The organism is Bradyrhizobium sp. CCBAU 51753 (assembly GCF_015291565.1).
GTDB lineage: Bacteria > Pseudomonadota > Alphaproteobacteria > Rhizobiales > Xanthobacteraceae > Bradyrhizobium > Bradyrhizobium ivorense.
The window spans coordinates 7,850,360-7,865,942 of the sequence record NZ_CP030037.1; the positions used below are offsets into that span (position 1 = coordinate 7,850,360).

17 protein-coding genes and 1 pseudogene are annotated in these 15,583 nt (G+C 60.8%); 3 read left to right on the plus strand and 15 right to left on the minus strand.

Going from position 1 to position 15,583, the window contains the following annotated elements; genetic code table 11:
• Positions 1–214: 214 nt before the first annotated feature.
• The 3 genes from XH93_RS35880 to XH93_RS35890 all read right to left on the minus strand — a co-directional run bounded on the left by XH93_RS35880 (position 215) and on the right by XH93_RS35890 (position 2,851).
• Positions 215–964 (minus strand): SDR family oxidoreductase, encoded by a 750-nt coding sequence (locus XH93_RS35880; protein WP_194471094.1) that lies wholly within the window; start codon positions 962–964, stop codon positions 215–217.
• Positions 965–1,050: 86 nt separating this feature from the next.
• Positions 1,051–2,019 (minus strand): MBL fold metallo-hydrolase, encoded by a 969-nt coding sequence (locus tag XH93_RS35885; protein WP_371814848.1) that lies wholly within the window; start codon positions 2,017–2,019, stop codon positions 1,051–1,053.
• A 7-nt stretch (positions 2,020–2,026) separates the two neighbouring features.
• Positions 2,027–2,851, minus strand: a complete 825-nt coding sequence (locus XH93_RS35890; protein ID WP_194471095.1) for an alpha/beta fold hydrolase — start codon at positions 2,849–2,851, stop codon at positions 2,027–2,029.
• 126 nt (positions 2,852–2,977) lie between these two features.
• Here XH93_RS35890 and XH93_RS35895 point away from each other — a divergent pair, with 126 nt between their 5' ends.
• Entirely contained in the window at positions 2,978–3,877 is a 900-nt protein-coding gene (locus XH93_RS35895) for a LysR family transcriptional regulator (RefSeq protein WP_194471096.1), read from the plus strand.
• Positions 3,878–3,903: 26 nt separating this feature from the next.
• On the opposite strand, the pseudogene XH93_RS42565 reads toward XH93_RS35895, so the two are convergent.
• The 8 genes and pseudogenes from XH93_RS42565 to XH93_RS35925 form a co-directional block, all read right to left on the minus strand.
• A pseudogene (locus tag XH93_RS42565) lies at positions 3,904–4,226 on the minus strand (adenylate/guanylate cyclase domain-containing protein); the annotation flags it as partial.
• 290 nt (positions 4,227–4,516) lie between these two features.
• Positions 4,517–4,897 carry a nuclear transport factor 2 family protein gene (locus XH93_RS35900; protein ID WP_194471097.1) on the minus strand — a complete coding sequence of 127 codons (381 nt, stop codon included), beginning with the start codon at positions 4,895–4,897 and terminating at the stop codon, positions 4,517–4,519.
• Positions 4,898–5,182: 285 nt separating this feature from the next.
• Entirely contained in the window at positions 5,183–5,947 is a 765-nt protein-coding gene (locus tag XH93_RS35905) for a sensor histidine kinase (RefSeq protein ID WP_194471098.1), read from the minus strand.
• 55 nt (positions 5,948–6,002) lie between these two features.
• Positions 6,003–6,125 (minus strand): hypothetical protein, encoded by a 123-nt coding sequence (locus tag XH93_RS42825; protein WP_256436564.1) that lies wholly within the window; start codon positions 6,123–6,125, stop codon positions 6,003–6,005.
• A gap of 261 nt (positions 6,126–6,386) precedes the next feature.
• Positions 6,387–6,791, minus strand: a complete 405-nt coding sequence (locus XH93_RS35910; RefSeq protein WP_194471099.1) for a host attachment protein — start codon at positions 6,789–6,791, stop codon at positions 6,387–6,389.
• A 42-nt stretch (positions 6,792–6,833) separates the two neighbouring features.
• A complete protein-coding gene (nhaA, locus tag XH93_RS35915) occupies positions 6,834–8,702 on the minus strand; it encodes a Na+/H+ antiporter NhaA (protein ID WP_194471100.1) in 1,869 nt (622 codons plus the stop codon).
• A gap of 31 nt (positions 8,703–8,733) precedes the next feature.
• Positions 8,734–9,798 carry a nitrogen regulation protein NR(II) gene (locus XH93_RS35920; protein WP_194471101.1) on the minus strand — a complete coding sequence of 355 codons (1,065 nt, stop codon included), beginning with the start codon at positions 9,796–9,798 and terminating at the stop codon, positions 8,734–8,736.
• 753 nt (positions 9,799–10,551) lie between these two features.
• Positions 10,552–11,457, minus strand: a complete 906-nt coding sequence (locus XH93_RS35925; protein ID WP_194471102.1) for a LysR substrate-binding domain-containing protein — start codon at positions 11,455–11,457, stop codon at positions 10,552–10,554.
• Between the two features lie 123 nt (positions 11,458–11,580).
• On the opposite strand from XH93_RS35925, the gene XH93_RS35930 reads away from it, so the two are divergent.
• Positions 11,581–12,003, plus strand: coding sequence for a DoxX family protein (locus XH93_RS35930; protein ID WP_194471103.1), 423 nt, complete (start codon positions 11,581–11,583; stop codon positions 12,001–12,003).
• Between the two features lie 41 nt (positions 12,004–12,044).
• Positions 12,045–12,917, plus strand: a complete 873-nt coding sequence (locus tag XH93_RS35935; protein WP_194471104.1) for an NmrA family NAD(P)-binding protein — start codon at positions 12,045–12,047, stop codon at positions 12,915–12,917.
• A 503-nt stretch (positions 12,918–13,420) separates the two neighbouring features.
• Here the strand turns inward: XH93_RS35935 and XH93_RS35940 are convergent.
• The 4 genes from XH93_RS35940 to XH93_RS35955 all read right to left on the minus strand — a co-directional run bounded on the left by XH93_RS35940 (position 13,421) and on the right by XH93_RS35955 (position 15,181).
• On the minus strand, positions 13,421–13,768 hold the full coding sequence (locus XH93_RS35940) for a response regulator (protein WP_210340421.1): 348 nt from the start codon (positions 13,766–13,768) through the stop codon (positions 13,421–13,423).
• Between the two features lie 327 nt (positions 13,769–14,095).
• Positions 14,096–14,278, minus strand: a complete 183-nt coding sequence (locus XH93_RS35945; RefSeq protein WP_194471106.1) for a hypothetical protein — start codon at positions 14,276–14,278, stop codon at positions 14,096–14,098.
• 12 nt (positions 14,279–14,290) lie between these two features.
• Positions 14,291–14,590, minus strand: a complete 300-nt coding sequence (locus XH93_RS35950) for a hypothetical protein (RefSeq protein ID WP_194471107.1) — start codon at positions 14,588–14,590, stop codon at positions 14,291–14,293.
• 396 nt (positions 14,591–14,986) lie between these two features.
• Positions 14,987–15,181 (minus strand): hypothetical protein, encoded by a 195-nt coding sequence (locus tag XH93_RS35955; RefSeq protein ID WP_194471108.1) that lies wholly within the window; start codon positions 15,179–15,181, stop codon positions 14,987–14,989.
• Positions 15,182–15,583: the final 402 nt, after the last annotated feature.

Consider the following 15,583-nt stretch of genomic DNA (forward strand, 5'->3'; position numbering starts at 1 on the left):
CCCTCCGGCCTCCCCATATAGCTACCATGTCCTCATGGAAAGCGATGCCGCGCGAGCCGGCAAAAACCAAGGCGGAGCTACGCGCGATGCTGGCTGAGGCCGTCCGCAACACCGGTCCGCCCAAGCCTGATCCTCAACCGCCAAAGGCCAAGAAGGATCGCAGCTAACTTGGACGCGGCATGTCATCGGACAGCTTGGAACCTGATTGAAGAGGTCAGACCTGTGCGAAGCCACCGTCAACGAACAGTTCGGCGCCATTCACGAAGGAACTCTTGTCGGATGCCAGGAATAGAACTGCCTCGGCGATCTCGCTCGGCAGTCCTACCCTTCCAACCGGTGCTACATCGCTGTGACCTTTCAAGAAGCCAGCCATCTGGTCATCCGTCATGCCGAAACCGTCGTAGGCCGGCGTCGGCACCGTACCTGGGCTCACAACGTTTACGCGAACTTTCCTATCTCTCAGATCGACGCTCCAGCCGCGTGCAAACGACCTGATCGCGGCCTTCGTCGCCGCGTACACGCTGAACGCCGGAGTTCCCTTTATGGCCGCGATCGAAGCGTTCAGCACGATCGCAGATCCCTCGCCCATGAGGGGTAGGGCCTTCTGGACGGTGAACAGGGTTCCACGCGCGTTAACGCCAAAAGTCTTGTCGAAGTGGGCCTCGGTTATCGTCCCCAAAGGGGCGAATTCGCCGAGGCCAGCATTTGCGAAGAGAATATCCAAGCGTCCTTTGACCTCCTTGATCTCCTCGAAGAGGCGATCAAGGTCGCCGAGATTAGCAATATCGCCCCTGATGCCCTTGGCGTTCGATCCGATCGCTGCGACAGCTTTCTCGAGTTCTGCCTGCCGCCTTCCTGTAACGAAGACAAGCGCACCTTCCTTCGCGAACAGCTTGGCAGTTTCTAACCCGATGCCGCTGCTACCTCCGGTTATCAGTGCGATCTTCCCTGACAATCGATCCATGTGTTTTCCTCAAAGCGGTTGATTTCCCGTCCAACCTCGCGGCCCTCCGATTTCGGAGTGTTTGGTGAACCCGATGTAGCTTGCGGTCACACGCCTTCGTAGACCAGTCGGATGAAGAAGGCGGGATCGATGACGAAGTTGCCGAATTTGGCGTCGAAGGCGGCCGTCGGTTTGGCCGCGACCGCCTCGTCGCGCGAGCGCCCGTGCTTCTTGAGTGCGGCTACGTTGTCGCGGATGCCCGCCAGCATGTCGCGGAATTCGCGGAGCTCGGCCCTCGTGCCGAGCGCCTTGCCATGGCCGGCGATGATGATGGTCTCCTCGTTGGTCGCCGCGAGATTGGCATCGGAGGCTGCGATCATCCCGTCGATGCTGCCGCCGGTGGAGTAGTCGATGAATGGATAGATGCCGTTCCAGAACGTATCGGCTAGATGCGCGACATTCGCTTCGGGAAACGTCACGGAGATGTCGCTGTCGGTATGCGCGGGACCGTAGTATTTGAGGGCGATCGTCGAGCCATTGAGCTCGAGGCTGCGCTCGTCGGCGAACGTTTCGGTCGGAAGTCCAGCCGGTGGCAGCGCGAGGAAATTGTAGTCCCATTCCTCCACGCGCTGCACCTGGGACAGGTATTTGCGCGTGTTGTCCTGGGCGATGATCTTCGCGCCGGCGGCGTTGAGCCAGGCGTTGCCGTCGGTATGGTCGAAATGCCAATGGGTGTTGATCAGGTGCGTGATCGGCTCGGCGCCGAGTTCAGCAAGGGCTTTCGTTATTTGCGGGCGGGAGACGGCGATGCCGGCGTCGATCAGCACCTTGCCATCGGGACCCGTCAGCACGGCTACGGTCCCGCCGGAGCCTTCGAGCGCACAGATGCTGCCGCGCAGCTTGTGCGTGACGATGGGCGCCGAGGCGGCGCTGTCCTTGATGAGGCTTACGATGCCGCGCGCCTCAGCGAAGGCCTGTCGCGGCGTCAGCCAGGCTCCCGCGGCTGCGGAGGCCGCGCCTCCGATGCAGCACAGACAGAAGCCACGCCGCGATATGGAATGTTGTCTCGAAATCATGGCGGCCTCAGCTCTCGATGAATGCGAGAAGATCGGCGTTGATAGTCTCTGCTTGCGTGGTCGGCATGCCGTGAGGGAAGCCCTTGTACGTCTTGAGCGTGCCGTTCTTCAGAAGCTTGGCGGACAGCGGTCCGGCATCGGCGTAAGGAACGATCTGATCGTCCTCGCTGTGCATCACCAGTACCGGGATGGTGATCTTCCTCAGGTCGGCGGCGAAATCGGTCTGCGAGAACGCAACGATGCCGTCGTAGTGGGCCTTGGCGCCGCCCATCATGCCCTGGCGCCACCAGTTCTGGATGGTCGCCTCCGAGGGCTTCGCGCCCGGTCGGTTGTAGTTGTAGAAAGGTCCCGCCGCCACGGCGCGGTAGAACTCCGAGCGGTTCGTGGCGAGCTGCGCCTGGAAATCGTCGAACACTTCCTTGGGAAGGCCGCCCGGATTGGCGGCGGTCCTCACCATCAGCGGCGGCACTGCGCTGATGATGGCTGCCTTGGCGACGCGGTTCTCGCCGTGACGCGCGAGGTATCGCACCACTTCGCCGCCGCCTGTCGAATGACCGACATGGATCGCGTTCTGCAGTTCGAGCTGACCCGTGACCGCCGCGAGGTCGTCCGCGTAGTGGTCCATGTCGTGACCGTCGCCGACCTGGGAGGAACGGCCATGGCCGCGCCTGTCGTGAGCGATGACGCGATAACCCTTGCTGAGGAAGAAGAGCAGTTGCGCGTCCCAGTCGTCGGCCGATAGCGGCCAGCCGTGACTGAAGACGATCGGTTGTCCCTTGCCCCAATCCTTGTAGAAGATCTCGACGCCATCTTTGGTCGTGACGGTGCTCATCGTTGAACTCCCGTTTCTGTGGCCCATCGGACCGGATTTTCTTCACGGGTACCGCGTTGCAGCGCGGCTGTGCAGCCCGTAAGATCGAGAAGGAACTTCCCAAAGTTCGGAAAGGTGAGGCCTTCCATGGACCGCCTGGAGGCGATGTCGGTGATCATCGCCGTGACCGAGACAGGCAGTATCTCGGCCGCTTCGCGTCGCCTAAAATCTCCGGTCGCCACCGTCAGCCGCAAAGTCGCCGAGCTGGAATCCAGGCTGAAGGCCCAGTTGTTTCAGCGGACCTCCCGTCGGATGACTCTGACCGATGCCGGACGGTCTTATATCGACGCCTGCAAGCGTATAATCGAGCAGGTCGACGACGCCGAACCGGAGGTATCAGGGGAGTACCGAATTCCCAAGGGGGGCTTGGCCGTGACGGCGCCATGGGGCCTCGGCCATACGCATCTGGTGCCGTTGGCTATCGAGTTTCTCCGGGCCTACCCTGAGATCTCGCTGCGGCTGATGTTGACCGATCGCATAGTGAATACGACCGAGGAGGATATCGATATCGCGATACGGGTCGGCGCGCTGCCCGACAGCGGCATGATCGCGACCCGGATCGGTTCGATCCGCATCGTCGTTTGCGGAAACCCTTCATACCTCGAGGCGCGGGGCCGTCCGCGTCAGCCTGCCGATCTTGCCGACCACGATTGCATCACCATCGACGATCGCGTTGCGCCGTCTGTCTGGCGTTTCGTGCGAGGCAGTCGGGCCAAGACAGCCCCGATCAAGTCGCGGCTGTGCGTCAACACCTCGGAGGCAGCGGTGCTGGCCGCGATCGCTGGCGCCGGATTGACACGGGTGATGTCGTACAAGATGGACGCGGCAAAGCAGGCTGGAACGCTTGCCATCGTGCTCGGCGACTTCGAACCTGAGCCGCTTCCCGTCCATATCGTCTATTCTCCGCGAAAGCCCGTACCGATGAAGCTACGAGCATTCCTGAATTGGATGACGCCGCGCCTCAAGACGCGACTGGCGCTGGACTGATCTTCTGGCCGCAAGCTCAGCCGCCTGCGGCCCCGCGCCATGTAATCGGGGATCAGTCCCTTGTTGAACCAGCCTCGGCCCTGGAACACCAAATCCAAGGCGTCTGGATGTAGCGAACTCTCCGCGCGTCTTGCTTCGGCAGTAATGAGTTGCGCATCCAGCGTGTTGGCCAGCCTCGATACGATTTCGTCCTGCATATCGAAGAGGTCGGCGACAGGCTTGTCTAAACGCTCGGCCAGAGGTGGTTGCCGGTTTCGGCGTCGATCAACTGAACGTCCACGCGGAGGCGGTTGCCGCCACGCTGCATCGAGCCCTCCAGTACATAGCGGACCTTCAGCTCACGTCCCAGACCCGGTGCATGGAAGCTCAAATTATCAGCGCAAAGGTCCGTTCCCGAGCTTGGACAGGTTTGGGTTATGTCGGCTTTGGGTCCAGCCTGTGTGAAAACGCGAAGATGCTTGATCGCGGTAGAACGAGTTATTCGTTCAAGACCGCTTTAGGCGCCCACACCGTAAGCCCATTCAATTTTGAAATCGAAGCCGAGAATATCGTTCTCGTCGCGCTTCGAGTTTTTGAGTTTTCACACGGCCTGGGTCACAAGCTGACCTCCGAACCACACGAGGTGTGCAACGCAGGCGATCAGGTCAGAGCCTCAACAAGGTGGGTACGCGAGGACGACGGAGTGAATCGGTCTCCGAAATATTGAGTTTCGTGAGCTACACGCCCGTTGCGGAACTCCATGATACTGACGGAGTAAGAAGGTATGCCGTCATAAGTCAGGACGAACTCGGTAACCCAGAGGTCGCCGCCCCCGAGGATCCGCCGCACTGCAAAGCGCTTTTTGTTTGGCTGCAGGAACCGGCTTTCCTGGATGTTGCGTCGGCCGCGGATGCGTTCGCCTGATTGCGGATAATCGAGCACCGCGTCTTCGCGATAGATTTCATGCTCGGTCTCGAACTCGCCCGCGTCCGAAGCATCCCAATGACGACGCAGGGCAGACAGCTTCTCGCGATCATCCATCCTGGCCTCCATCTGGCGCCCCATTTTCACTGGGGCGCGATAAGGCGGTATACCATGCGGCCCCCGAGTTGTCTGAAGGAAGAGATGCGGCCGCATTAGAGCCGACCGGCTCGGGAGCAGAAATGGCGGTACCCTGCCCCCCGTCCGCCTTACCTCCGAAATCTGACTCCGGGGCCGCTGGCCGGTATGTCTCCTTTGAGTCGACTGTGTTGAAAAAGTCTTTGGTTGCGCGGCGTGATGTTCGCTGATTCAGTCATTGCGAGAGGACTGAATCATGATGGGACATCAGCGAGTTGAGCAGGCCGCGTTGAGGACGACCGGCCTAGCCAGCCGCTGCATCTTCGGCTCTTGGGACCTGCGACCTGTGAGAACGACGCACCTTCCTTCGCTTGAAGACAACATGAGTGCGCCGGCGGCACGTTGCTCGGATTCAGTCAATGGGAAGGTGAGAAGGAAGGAAGACCCTTCGGCGGCGCAAGACGCATGAACGTGGCCAGCCAAACTGCTGGCCGACTCGCCGACGATCGTTAGCTCGCGAACGCGCGCAACGAGATCAGATGCCGAGCCATTGTCAGAGACCGAGCACCTTACGACCTTACCTGCAAGCAGCAACTTCACTTTCGCTTCCGGATGTCTATCGTCGAATCGAGCATGTCGTGCCACATTGGTGAGCAGCTCGGATACGATCAAGCCAAGCTTCCAGCAGCGTTCACCCTCAAGCCGCAAATCATCCGCCGAATACAAGAGACCAATACTCAGCCGGTCCAGTCGGTATTTCGTGATGGAGAAGCAAAGATGCTGGAGGTACGTTGCGGCATCGGTCAGGTGCCCACGATCCGGCATGCGTAGTGCCTTGTGAACATCGGCGTAACCATGCAGGAGGTCTACCACATCGAGGAGCGCGGCCTTGACTGCCACGTCATCCGACTCCACCGCTTTGGCTGAGATCGTACAGATAGTGCTAGTGAGCTCGTTATTTACTCTGTGGTTCAACTCACGAAGAAGCAACGATCCATCAGGATCCGGTAACGGTGCAATGTGCTTTGTCATTTCGGGCTCCAACTATATTTCTTTCTGGCAGCTGCGGCAGGACCAAGCAGAGAACCTAAGCCTCCACGCCGCGGCGTTCCAATTCGGTCTCAATCGCGTCAAGGACGATCTCGGCTGGCACCACTGCAAGACTTGTCAAGATGATCGCGTCGCGCGAGGCGATTAGGTATTCGGTCATGTGGAGACTGCTGCTAATGTGAGATGCCGGTTGGTCGCGCGAGAGATTGGAATGTGACACCAAACAGCCGGCAGAACCTTGCTTCCTCTTCATGCAGCTTCGAATGTCAGAGGCGGCTTTAACTATTTTGTTCATTGCTGATGCATTTTGACGGTTGGTTTGGTTCAGGTTAGTCGAGAGCAGTCGTCGTCGGTAAGTTTGAGTTATTCGCGCGGGTTATGACCGGACAGGCTTACGCCGGCACTCGCTTCCGGAGGCGCGTCAGGTGTCGGCGATCAGTGAGGCGATGTCCTCAAGCGAACGCCGGCTGAAGTCCTTCGCGAGTTCACCTATGATCTTACCTCTCAGATCGCGGTGGAAGTGCTTGCGCATCTCCCCTAGGGTCCTGGGATCGGAGACAACGACCAAGTGTTTTATGGTCCCGTCCAGGCTGAGCTTGTTCAGGAACGCGGCCGTAGCCGCCGCGAAGTCGTCCTCGTCGAGCCGCTTGCCATCGGGGTTGGCAGAGCCGGTGTGATGGCGCGCACCCGAGCCCGAGTGGGCGGGCGCAAGCGGAGCCGCTGTGATCTCGACCAGGTGCACTCCAGGTTTCACGCCTGTATTGTGGAATAGGCGGATCGTCTCGCCGTCAGCGACTACTACTGTCGTACCGGTAGGTAGAATCATCGAAAGACCTCCTGTTCACGATCCCGCACAAACGCCGGCGGGCTATGATACTTGCATGCCGGGACTTTGCGGCACCTCTTCGATAAGCTCCTGACGCGAAGCTCCCCAGAGCAGGGCAGTCCCAACGACGGCCGAAAGAATCGACGCGGCGAACACGGCGATCTTGGCGGCCGAGAAGTCGGTGGGGCTTGGAAACGTCTGCCCGGCGATAAAGAGCGACATCGTGAAGCCGATGCCAGCGAGGGCTCCCGCCCCGGCCAACTGCCGCCACGTGTACTCTGCCGGCTTGACGGCTATGCCTGCGCGCACGGCCGCAGCAGCCGCGAGGAAGACGCCGAGCGGCTTTCCTATGGCGAGGCCAGCGACGATGGCGGCCATAAGCCAGCCATGCCCAACAAAGACGTCTGGATTCATCGCCACGCCAGCATTCGCCACTGCGAAGATCGGGAGGACAGCGTAGCTCGACCGCGCGCCGGCGTGCCGAAGCAGGCGGTCGGCGGGCGATTCAAGCCTGTCGTAGATTGCGTTGAGCGCGTGCAGCGCCGGGGTGGAGGGGCCATGCCTGAGAACCTCGCCCTCGTGCCGGGCCTCGGAGGCGATGATGGTGCTGGCCTGCGTCATCAGGGCAGTCAGGTTGGCAGGCGGGCGGGTCGGAACGAACAGCGCCAGCACCACGCCAGCCAGCGTCGCATGGAGGCCGCTAGCGTAGACGAACGCCCACAACGCGACGCCCAACAGGGTGTAAGGCGAAAGAAGGTAGACCCTCGACCGGCTCAGCAGCGCCAGCGCAACGACCGCCGCCGCAGCCGCGGCCAGGTAGCCCGGGTGGATATCGCCGGAGTAGAACACAGCGACGACGACGATCGCACCGATGTCGTCGACGATGGCCGCCGCGGTGAGGAAGATGCGCAACTCCACAGGAACGCGGGCGCCCATCACGGCGATCAAAGCAATCGCGAACGCGGTGTCGGTTGCCGTCGGAATGCCCCACCCGTGCGACCACGGCCCCGCAGGGATGACCAGCGCATACAGCAGCGCCGGCACGACCATACCGCCAAGCGCGGCAGCGATCGGAAGCGCAGCGGAGCGGCGGCTTGCGAGGTGGCCGACTGTCATCTCGCGCTTCACTTCCAATCCCACGACGAGGAAAAACACCGTCAGCAGGCCGTCGTCGACCCAATGGAGGATGGACATCTGAAAGGCTGCATCACCCAAGCTTACGCCGAGCTCCTGGCGCCAGAGCGCCTCAAACGCCGTCCCGATCGGCGAGTTCGTCAAAACGATCGCCGCCACGGTCGCGAGAACCAGCAAAATGCCGGCGGACGGGCCCCAGCTTGCGAAATCGAGGGCTGCCGTACGGACGCGGTGGCCGAGGGTGCCAAGCATCGCGTCGACGAGAGAGCTCTCGTCCCAGGGTCCGTCGTAGCGCCGGCCGTTGATGAAGAAGGTCGGCGTGAATCTCACCCCGCTTGCGCGTGAGCTCGCGACGTCCGCCTCGACCCTCGCCCTCGCGCGCCGCACGGCGCCGCTGTCGCCGAGCGCGAAGTTGGCGTTCACGCCCAGGTCGGCGGCCACCGCAACGAGGTCGTCCTCTGTGAGCTGCATCGACCTCGTCATCAGCCTGATGTGCGCGGACCAGAACGCCTCGGGCGTCTGGGCAAGCTCAGCGAGCTCGGCGGCCCGAAACGAAAGACTGTTGTCCGTGAGCGGCCTGTGGCGGAAGGCGTAGCAGACGCGGTCGCCAAGTTGGTCGCGTGCTTGTGCGATGCGCTCGTTGGCAGCCCTGCAGTGCGGGCACGCATAGCTGCCGTACTCGACGAGCGTGATCTCGGCATCGGTCGGGCCGAGCGCGTGGTCCCTCTCGTGGTCGACCGGACGGTCGAGGCGGCCGGGTGGAATCATGAGCTGCATCGCTGAACCAGTCTCCAGGTGTTCGCGCCGGCTACGAAGTCGGCGCAGCCGTCGCTCGGTTGACGATGTGGAATACGCCGCCGTCGGCTGACGGGGTGTACGCGATCTCCGCGCCGACGATACTGCCGGGGGGCCCAGCTGCGTGCATGCGCGGGAGGTAAAGGTGCACTAGGGTGCCGACACCCCGCTCGCTCTCAATACAGACCGCGCCGCCTCGTTCTTCGGCGAACCGCTTGACCTGGAGGAGCCCGAGGCCGGTGCCGCTGCCCGCGGCCTTTGTCGTGTAGTATGGCGTGAATGCCTTCGAGAGAACCTCGTCGGACATACCCTCCCCGTCGTCAACGACGACGATCTCGACGAATCCCGGGGCCGCGCCAGCGGGAGGTTCGACGTTCCGCGCCGCGACGGTGATCGCACCGCCCTGTGGCATGGCATCGGCCGAGTTTCGGCAGAGGTTCAGGAGCGCCAAGTAGAGCTCCTCCGGGTCAGCGTCGAAGTCCCACAAATCAGGGGCGATATCGCTGCGGACCGCGACGTCGGAACGCAACGCCTTGTCCAGCGAACCCGCCAGCGCTGCGAGGAGGCTGCCTGCGACGAACCCGCTGATCGACTCGAGGTATGGTCGCGCAACGTCGAGGAGCTGACGGCTGAGCAACGCGCCACGCGTGATCGCGTGCTGCATCCTGCTGATGATCGCCTTTCGGTATGCGGCGTCGCTCTGCCGCTCGAGCAGCCGCAGGCCGCCGCCAATCACAGCGAGAAGGTTGTTGATATCATGGACCACGAACTGCGCCACGTCCCCGATCGCGCTCGTCCCCTCCGGCCTGCGGGAGGAGAACACCCCGCGCATGTCGGGCTGTGGGACGGTCCGACACAAAACTCCGGAGATCTCGCCGTCGCGCCCGACGAGCGGAATTTCCACGCACGTCGCGATGAGGCCGCTGCCATTATCGCGGAAAATCCGCACCCTCGCGGTGAATGCGCGCTGTACTCCAAATGCAACGCCGGCGCTGTCCGCGAGCACGACGATACCCTCAAGCGGAGGACCCTCGACCGCGCCGGGGAAGGAAACGTCGGGTGTGTCTTTGATCTGCATGTGGGACCTCCGGGCTTGCCATCGTAAAATGGAACACTGACTTCGGCCCGTGTACGAGGGCGCGCGACGACAGCTCGAACATTGAGTCTGTAACAGTCTAAAGGAAAATCACGCCTCGCCATGGAATCGATAGCCGACCGTTATCGGAATGGCTAAGGACGCTGGCGCGCTTCGTGAGTCTCCACCCGGTTTGTGCTCAATGTTAAGATTTCCCACACTCGTGCCTCAGGTGCCCATGCCTATCCGACCCAGCGCCGCTGGCCGAGGGCGCCTTAGGAGGAGCGGCCGGGGCCCCGAAGGGAAGGACCGGCGGCGGGCAGACCGCGGCGAAGTCGATCGCCGCGTGCCGAGCACTTGGGAAGCTATCCGCCCCTGTGAGACAGATTGGTAACCGACGAGGAACGTCGGTGCGAGTGAAGCAGTCCAAATCTCAGCAAATCGTGCCTAATGCGTATACCGTCGGGTCGACCCATTTGCTATTTGAAGTTGCCTGCTAGAGAACGCGACGCTGATGTCGATATAGGGCGTGTACTCATAAACCTGCGCCGCACTACGTCTGAGGTCCGCTCTGCCTCTGATATCGGCGCGTTGGCGCACCTCCCACTAGGTCCGTGATGGGCACACTTCCGGACTCATGCACCCTAGCAAAGTCAGGCTTCGTTCAGTCGCTTCGGCGGTAATAGCGAGCACGGGCCACCGACGGCCAGACACAACTTCAAATGTCGATTTCGAGGGTCGGAGATGTTCGTCTCGCTATTCCAGATACGGCGTCAGCACACCTTCGATCCATTTCATGAACGCGCGGACTCGGCGCGACAGGTTGCTCCGATGTGCTACGACGAGGGACACCGCGAGCGGCCGGCGACGAAAATCGGGTATGATCTCCACAAGCGCTCCACTTTCTAAGTATCGGCCAATCCCCAAGAGTGGCGCCTGGATCAGGCCAAGGCCGGCGATGGCAGCGGCTTCGTAGGTCTGTGCGCTGTTGACGTGTAGCGCACCCGGCAACTGAAGCGTCGCGTAGCTGTCGCCATCAGGATATTCCCATTCATGGGGTCTTGCGCCCAGTATCGTCGAAAAATGAATTGTCCGATGTCCCTGACGCTGGAGATCGTCGAGCGATCGAGGGACGCCGTAGCGCGCCAGATAGGCGGGACTGGCAGCGTTGACCATGCGCAACAGGCCCAATGGACGCGCAATCAGCGTCTCATCCCCTATCGCTCCAAGCCGCAACACACAGTCGAACCCCTCTTGAACCAGATCGACTTGCCGATCCGTACTCGACAACTCCAGCTCCAACTCGGGGTGAGTGGCCAGGAAATCCGGCAAGGCCGGCACGATCGTTGCGCGCGCCACCTCGGTCGGAAGATCGACCCTCAAGCGCCCGCGGAGTGCCACGCGATCGCTTGCGAACATCGAGTGCAGGTCATCGACTTCAGCGAGCAGATCGCGCGCACGGGCATGAAATACCCGTCCGTCTTCCGTCAACTGCACGCTGCGCGTCGTCCGGTGCAGAAGCCTGACACCGACATCTTCTTCCAGCTTCCGAACGGCCGTTGAGGCCCTCCCCTTTTGGATGCCCAGGCTATCGGCTGCGCGGGTGAAGCTGCCCATTTCCGCCACCGTTACGAAAATGAGGATCGGTTCGAGATTCTGCATTTTCGCGCCTCGGCATTGTTCGCCAAGGAGAGAACAGTGAGTTCATCTCCTCGACGTTTATTGTACTCAGGAGACACAGTAAGCAAGCTCCGAATATGGGATTGCCCCAGCGGAGAATGACGAATGTCCGAAACTTTGAAGCTGCATCAGGTGCCCGAGGCCAAGGCCTTTCATCACGGCCTGTGGGCCGGCCGGATCATGAGTGCGATTGTCGTTATCGCTCTCGTGGCCGACGGCACTATTCAGCTTTTCGCGCCGGCACAGATTGCGAGCATGTTGCGGGAAACCGGGTTCGCGATGGATCTGACCCGTGTCGTAGGTCCGATCATACTCGCTTGCGCGATCCTTTACGCCATCCCGGCCACCGCCGTCCTCGGCGCGATCATCGTGACGGGCTTACTGGGCGGCGCCATCTGCGCCCATGTCCGCATCGGTGAGTTGGGATCGCCGCCGGAAATCATATCGCTGCTGCTGGGCGCGATGACATGGGGCGGCCTCTACGCGCGCGATGCCCGTGTCCGGGCCCTTCTGCCGCTCATCCGCTGAAGCCAACAGTGGGGCTCCGCCCCCAAGATCAGGAGAAATGCATGTTTTTAGTAATGGGAATCACGGGAAAAGTGGGCGGCGCGACGGCAGAACATCTGTTGGCGCGCGGCAAGGAAGTACGCGCGCTGGTCCGCAATCGCCAGAAGGCGAAAAGCTGGGCGAACCGGGGCGTGGAACTGGTTGACGGTGATTGGAATGATTCGGCAGCCATCGAGCGGGCGCTCGAAGGCGTCGAAGGCGCGTTTGTCATGTTGCCGGCCGTCTGGGCTCCCTCGCCCGATTACAGAGAAGCCAAGGGCGTGATTGCGAATTATGTCGAGGCGCTCACCAAGGCAGCGCCGCCACGTGTGATTGCACTTTCGTCGATGGGTGCGAACAGGACCAGCAGGCTCGGGATGATCACGGCGTTGTCGCTTCTGGAGCAAGGTTTTCGCGACCTGATATCGCCAATCGCGTTTGTGCGCGCAGGCGGATTCTTCGAAAACTTCCTCTACGGCTTGCAGGTCGCCCAGGGCGGAACGCTACCGGTCTACTACAATCCGACAAACCGGAAATCGACCATGGTCGCGACGAACGACATCGGCACGGAGGTCGCCACCCTTTTGACAGGGCCAGCGTGGTCAGGGCAGCGCGTCGTCGAGCTTGGTTCGATGGTCACCGCGGATGAAGTCGCGGAGCAATTGGGTGAAGTCCTGAATCGCGACGTGAAAGCCTTTGCCGTCCCGCGTGCAGGGTGGGCGGAAGCGTTCGAGCAGTTCGGCATCCCGAAGGGCCACACCGGACCTGCCGAAGAAATGTTTGAGGCCGTGAATGCAGGATGGGTGGACCTTGGAGTCGAGGGCGCGGAACACGTAGCGGGTACGACGTCCGCACGCGATGTGTTCGAGGCTGCACAGAACGCCGCCAAGGCGTAACTCCGGGAAGGATCAGGCATGAGACGGAGAATGCCCGCTTCCGCCTCGGCTTGACGAGAATAGCGCGAGATCTCGCACCGCAATATGTCGCGAAGGGAAAGCCGACATAGGTAGATTTAAGATCAACCCCGGTCCCTCGCGGCTAACGCGCGCCGTATCCGGTCCAAAATGGTGCTGTAATGCGGGGCGGAACCGGATGGAGCCGGCCCTTCGTCACAAAGTTCTCCGGCGAGCTCAGTCACTTTCGCGAGGTTCCCGCCCAGCAGCAACACTACACTAGGATGGTTCTGACGTACCCAGTTCGCGAACGCAAAGGCTCCTCCGTCTGTCGCCATGTTCGTCAGGACAGCATCTACCGCTCGCGACGACTCGAGTAGCGTACGCGCCTCGTCGTAGCTCGCAGCTTCGAGCACATGGTAGCCGCACTCGCGCAGATATTCAGTCAGCGGATGCCGAATGAGCACGTTTGGCTCAAGCACCAGTACGCAATCCTGTCGCATCTCTCAAGCCTGAGTGGGATCGAGGAGGTAGTTTATCAACCTGACAATGCGCAGTGGCTCGTACGGTTTCGGCACAAAGGTGCCTAGCCCGAGTGCCTCCTTCCGGAACATGTCGTTGCCCGAAGTTACAACAATAGAAACATTGGGATGTCTGACCAGGACCCGTCGCGCAAGTGAAAGGCCGTTCAAGGCACCGGGAAGCTGAACATCCGTGAATAGCGCGTCAAGAGGCTCACCGGCGTCCACATAGGTTGCCGCGTCGTCGGCAGAAGCCGCCTCGACAACAGTAAGACCTGAAGTTCTAAGCGCGTCAGCAATGTCCAGACGAATGAACACTTCATCTTCAACCACCAAGACGCGCGCGCGGCAAAGTGCCAGTCCGGATAGTGGCTGCGTTAGCATCAATCACCCGATGGGGATCATCCGAAGCCCCGTCGGATGCTCCCAGCCCTAGACCTCGAACTGGTGATGCTTCAGATGGTTCCTAGCCTCCGACATTGACATCAGAAGAAGTTTTGCCTTCCATGTGCCACGATCCCCTTGCGCCGACAACGCTGTCTGCTGAGAGTCACAAGCCGCCGATCCCGCTCAAGATGCCAGACTTCGCCGCGCCACTAAAAAACGCCACAGCCAACGGTCCGCAAGGTCTTCGAGCTCGAGGCCTGCGGACCAAACCGTTCAGCCGGACCAGCCGCAAGGGCCAATCCGCGAAACGATCTTCTGCATCCAGTCGGCGAGCTGCGGTGCGCCCATCAGGCAGGACTGCATCGAGACGTCAGCGAAGTCCGAAGTGGTGACGGTCTGCTCGTGGCAATTTGCCTGAGAAGACAAACTGCAGAGCAAGGCGATGATCGCGATCATGATTGACTTCCCTCAGCTGCCGCATTTCGTGGCGAACACGTCTTTGAAAGCGTTAATCACAGACTGGACTGCAGTTAATACCAGCGCGCCGTCGGCCCGACCGGCAGCGATTTGCCGCAGCACCGCGGACTCATGATATGAGGCCGCGTAGGCTCGACAAGTCTTCTCGTTATCGGCCGCGTTATCGGGTTTGCTGTGTACACTCGCCGAGACCGCGCGAGCGACAAACTTGTTTAACGTGGGTGCCGCAAGCGCTGGAATTGTAGATGCATTGATCAGAGCAGAAACAATGAGAACAGTAATTCTCCTCATGGGCAGACTCCAGAACGCGAGTTGTTGCGAGGAGATTGCACTTCTGTCGGTCTATCTTCTATTGCACGTGGGGCTGCTCAGGATACGGCTGTAGCTGCGCCAGGTAAGCCTTGGCTTAGAAAACGAATGCCGGTTTCGGATGCCGGCGGAGGGTCACCGCCCTCGTCCCTGAAAACTGACGAACAACGCCACACTTGTAGCCAGCCAAATGCGGTTCGCGAAGCTCCAGGAACGGCCCCATTTTTCCAAAGGATACGCGCCGGGTACACCAAGCCTACGCGCGCTGACACAGCTCGCTCTTCCGACGCTTGGATCGAATTTCGGCCGGAGTTCGATTTCCGGTCGGCCCGATAGCTGCTGAGGGAGCTGCCATCAGCTCATCTATGCCGCGCGTATTCAGCGCTCGTCAAATCGAGCCAACGCCTTGGCTGCATCGTCGATCGAAGCACTCTGTGCTCGCCGCTCGTAGTCGTCAGCAAGAGCCTTAAGCTGGGCGGCAATGGCTTGGTCCGTCATGGTTTTGGCGGTAAGAAGCAAAGTCTGCGCTGTCTTCAAGTATTCCCTGCCTCGATATGAGATCTGAAGCTTCATGGCGCGCGGTTTTCGGACGACTGATTGAAAGCGAATAGGAACCAACCCATCCAATTGTGGTCAGCTTGGCGGCGCGCGTTGAAGCGATCGACGCACTTCCTGGAGCAAAGCGGCGTTCGCCACGAATAGTGCCGGACGAGACCAAACTTGCGCTCACAGACTGCGCATCGCATAGCTTTGTCTGACCCGTGACTTTCCGAGCAGTAAGGCATTGTTTTCTCCTTTTGGTCTGTACGCATTTCGGATGCACTAACTTTAAGAGGATCGTCACCAAAGGCTCAATTGAGCGCGGGTTGAGCTCAGGCATCCAAAGGGTGCGGGAAGATAATACGAAGGCTCAGAGGATTCCTGGAGTTCGCCCGCTGCGATCCCGCGACTGCTTTCGTCTGGCGGAAGCCTCGA

Bases quoted from the DNA above. Each gene is read 5' to 3' on its own strand.
- XH93_RS35920 (WP_194471101.1), bottom strand. From the start codon at position 9,798: ATGCAGATCAAAGACACACCCGACGTTTCCTTCCCCGGCGCGGTCGAG.
- nhaA (WP_194471100.1), bottom strand. From the start codon at position 8,702: ATGCAGCTCATGATTCCACCCGGCCGCCTCGACCGTCCGGTCGACCAC.
- XH93_RS35925 (WP_194471102.1), bottom strand. From the start codon at position 11,457: ATGCAGAATCTCGAACCGATCCTCATTTTCGTAACGGTGGCGGAAATG.
- XH93_RS35895 (WP_194471096.1), top strand. From the start codon at position 2,978: ATGGACCGCCTGGAGGCGATGTCGGTGATCATCGCCGTGACCGAGACA.
- XH93_RS35880 (WP_194471094.1), bottom strand. From the start codon at position 964: ATGGATCGATTGTCAGGGAAGATCGCACTGATAACCGGAGGTAGCAGC.
- XH93_RS35950 (WP_194471107.1), bottom strand. From the start codon at position 14,590: ATGAGGAGAATTACTGTTCTCATTGTTTCTGCTCTGATCAATGCATCT.
- XH93_RS35885 (WP_371814848.1), bottom strand. From the start codon at position 2,019: ATGATTTCGAGACAACATTCCATATCGCGGCGTGGCTTCTGTCTGTGC.
- XH93_RS35900 (WP_194471097.1), bottom strand. From the start codon at position 4,897: ATGGATGATCGCGAGAAGCTGTCTGCCCTGCGTCGTCATTGGGATGCT.
- XH93_RS35930 (WP_194471103.1), top strand. From the start codon at position 11,581: ATGTCCGAAACTTTGAAGCTGCATCAGGTGCCCGAGGCCAAGGCCTTT.
- XH93_RS42825 (WP_256436564.1), bottom strand. From the start codon at position 6,125: ATGACCGAATACCTAATCGCCTCGCGCGACGCGATCATCTTGACAAGT.
- XH93_RS35955 (WP_194471108.1), bottom strand. From the start codon at position 15,181: ATGAAGCTTCAGATCTCATATCGAGGCAGGGAATACTTGAAGACAGCG.
- XH93_RS35890 (WP_194471095.1), bottom strand. From the start codon at position 2,851: ATGAGCACCGTCACGACCAAAGATGGCGTCGAGATCTTCTACAAGGAT.
- XH93_RS35945 (WP_194471106.1), bottom strand. From the start codon at position 14,278: ATGATCGCGATCATCGCCTTGCTCTGCAGTTTGTCTTCTCAGGCAAAT.
- XH93_RS35910 (WP_194471099.1), bottom strand. From the start codon at position 6,791: ATGATTCTACCTACCGGTACGACAGTAGTAGTCGCTGACGGCGAGACG.
- XH93_RS35935 (WP_194471104.1), top strand. From the start codon at position 12,045: ATGTTTTTAGTAATGGGAATCACGGGAAAAGTGGGCGGCGCGACGGCA.
- XH93_RS35905 (WP_194471098.1), bottom strand. From the start codon at position 5,947: ATGACAAAGCACATTGCACCGTTACCGGATCCTGATGGATCGTTGCTT.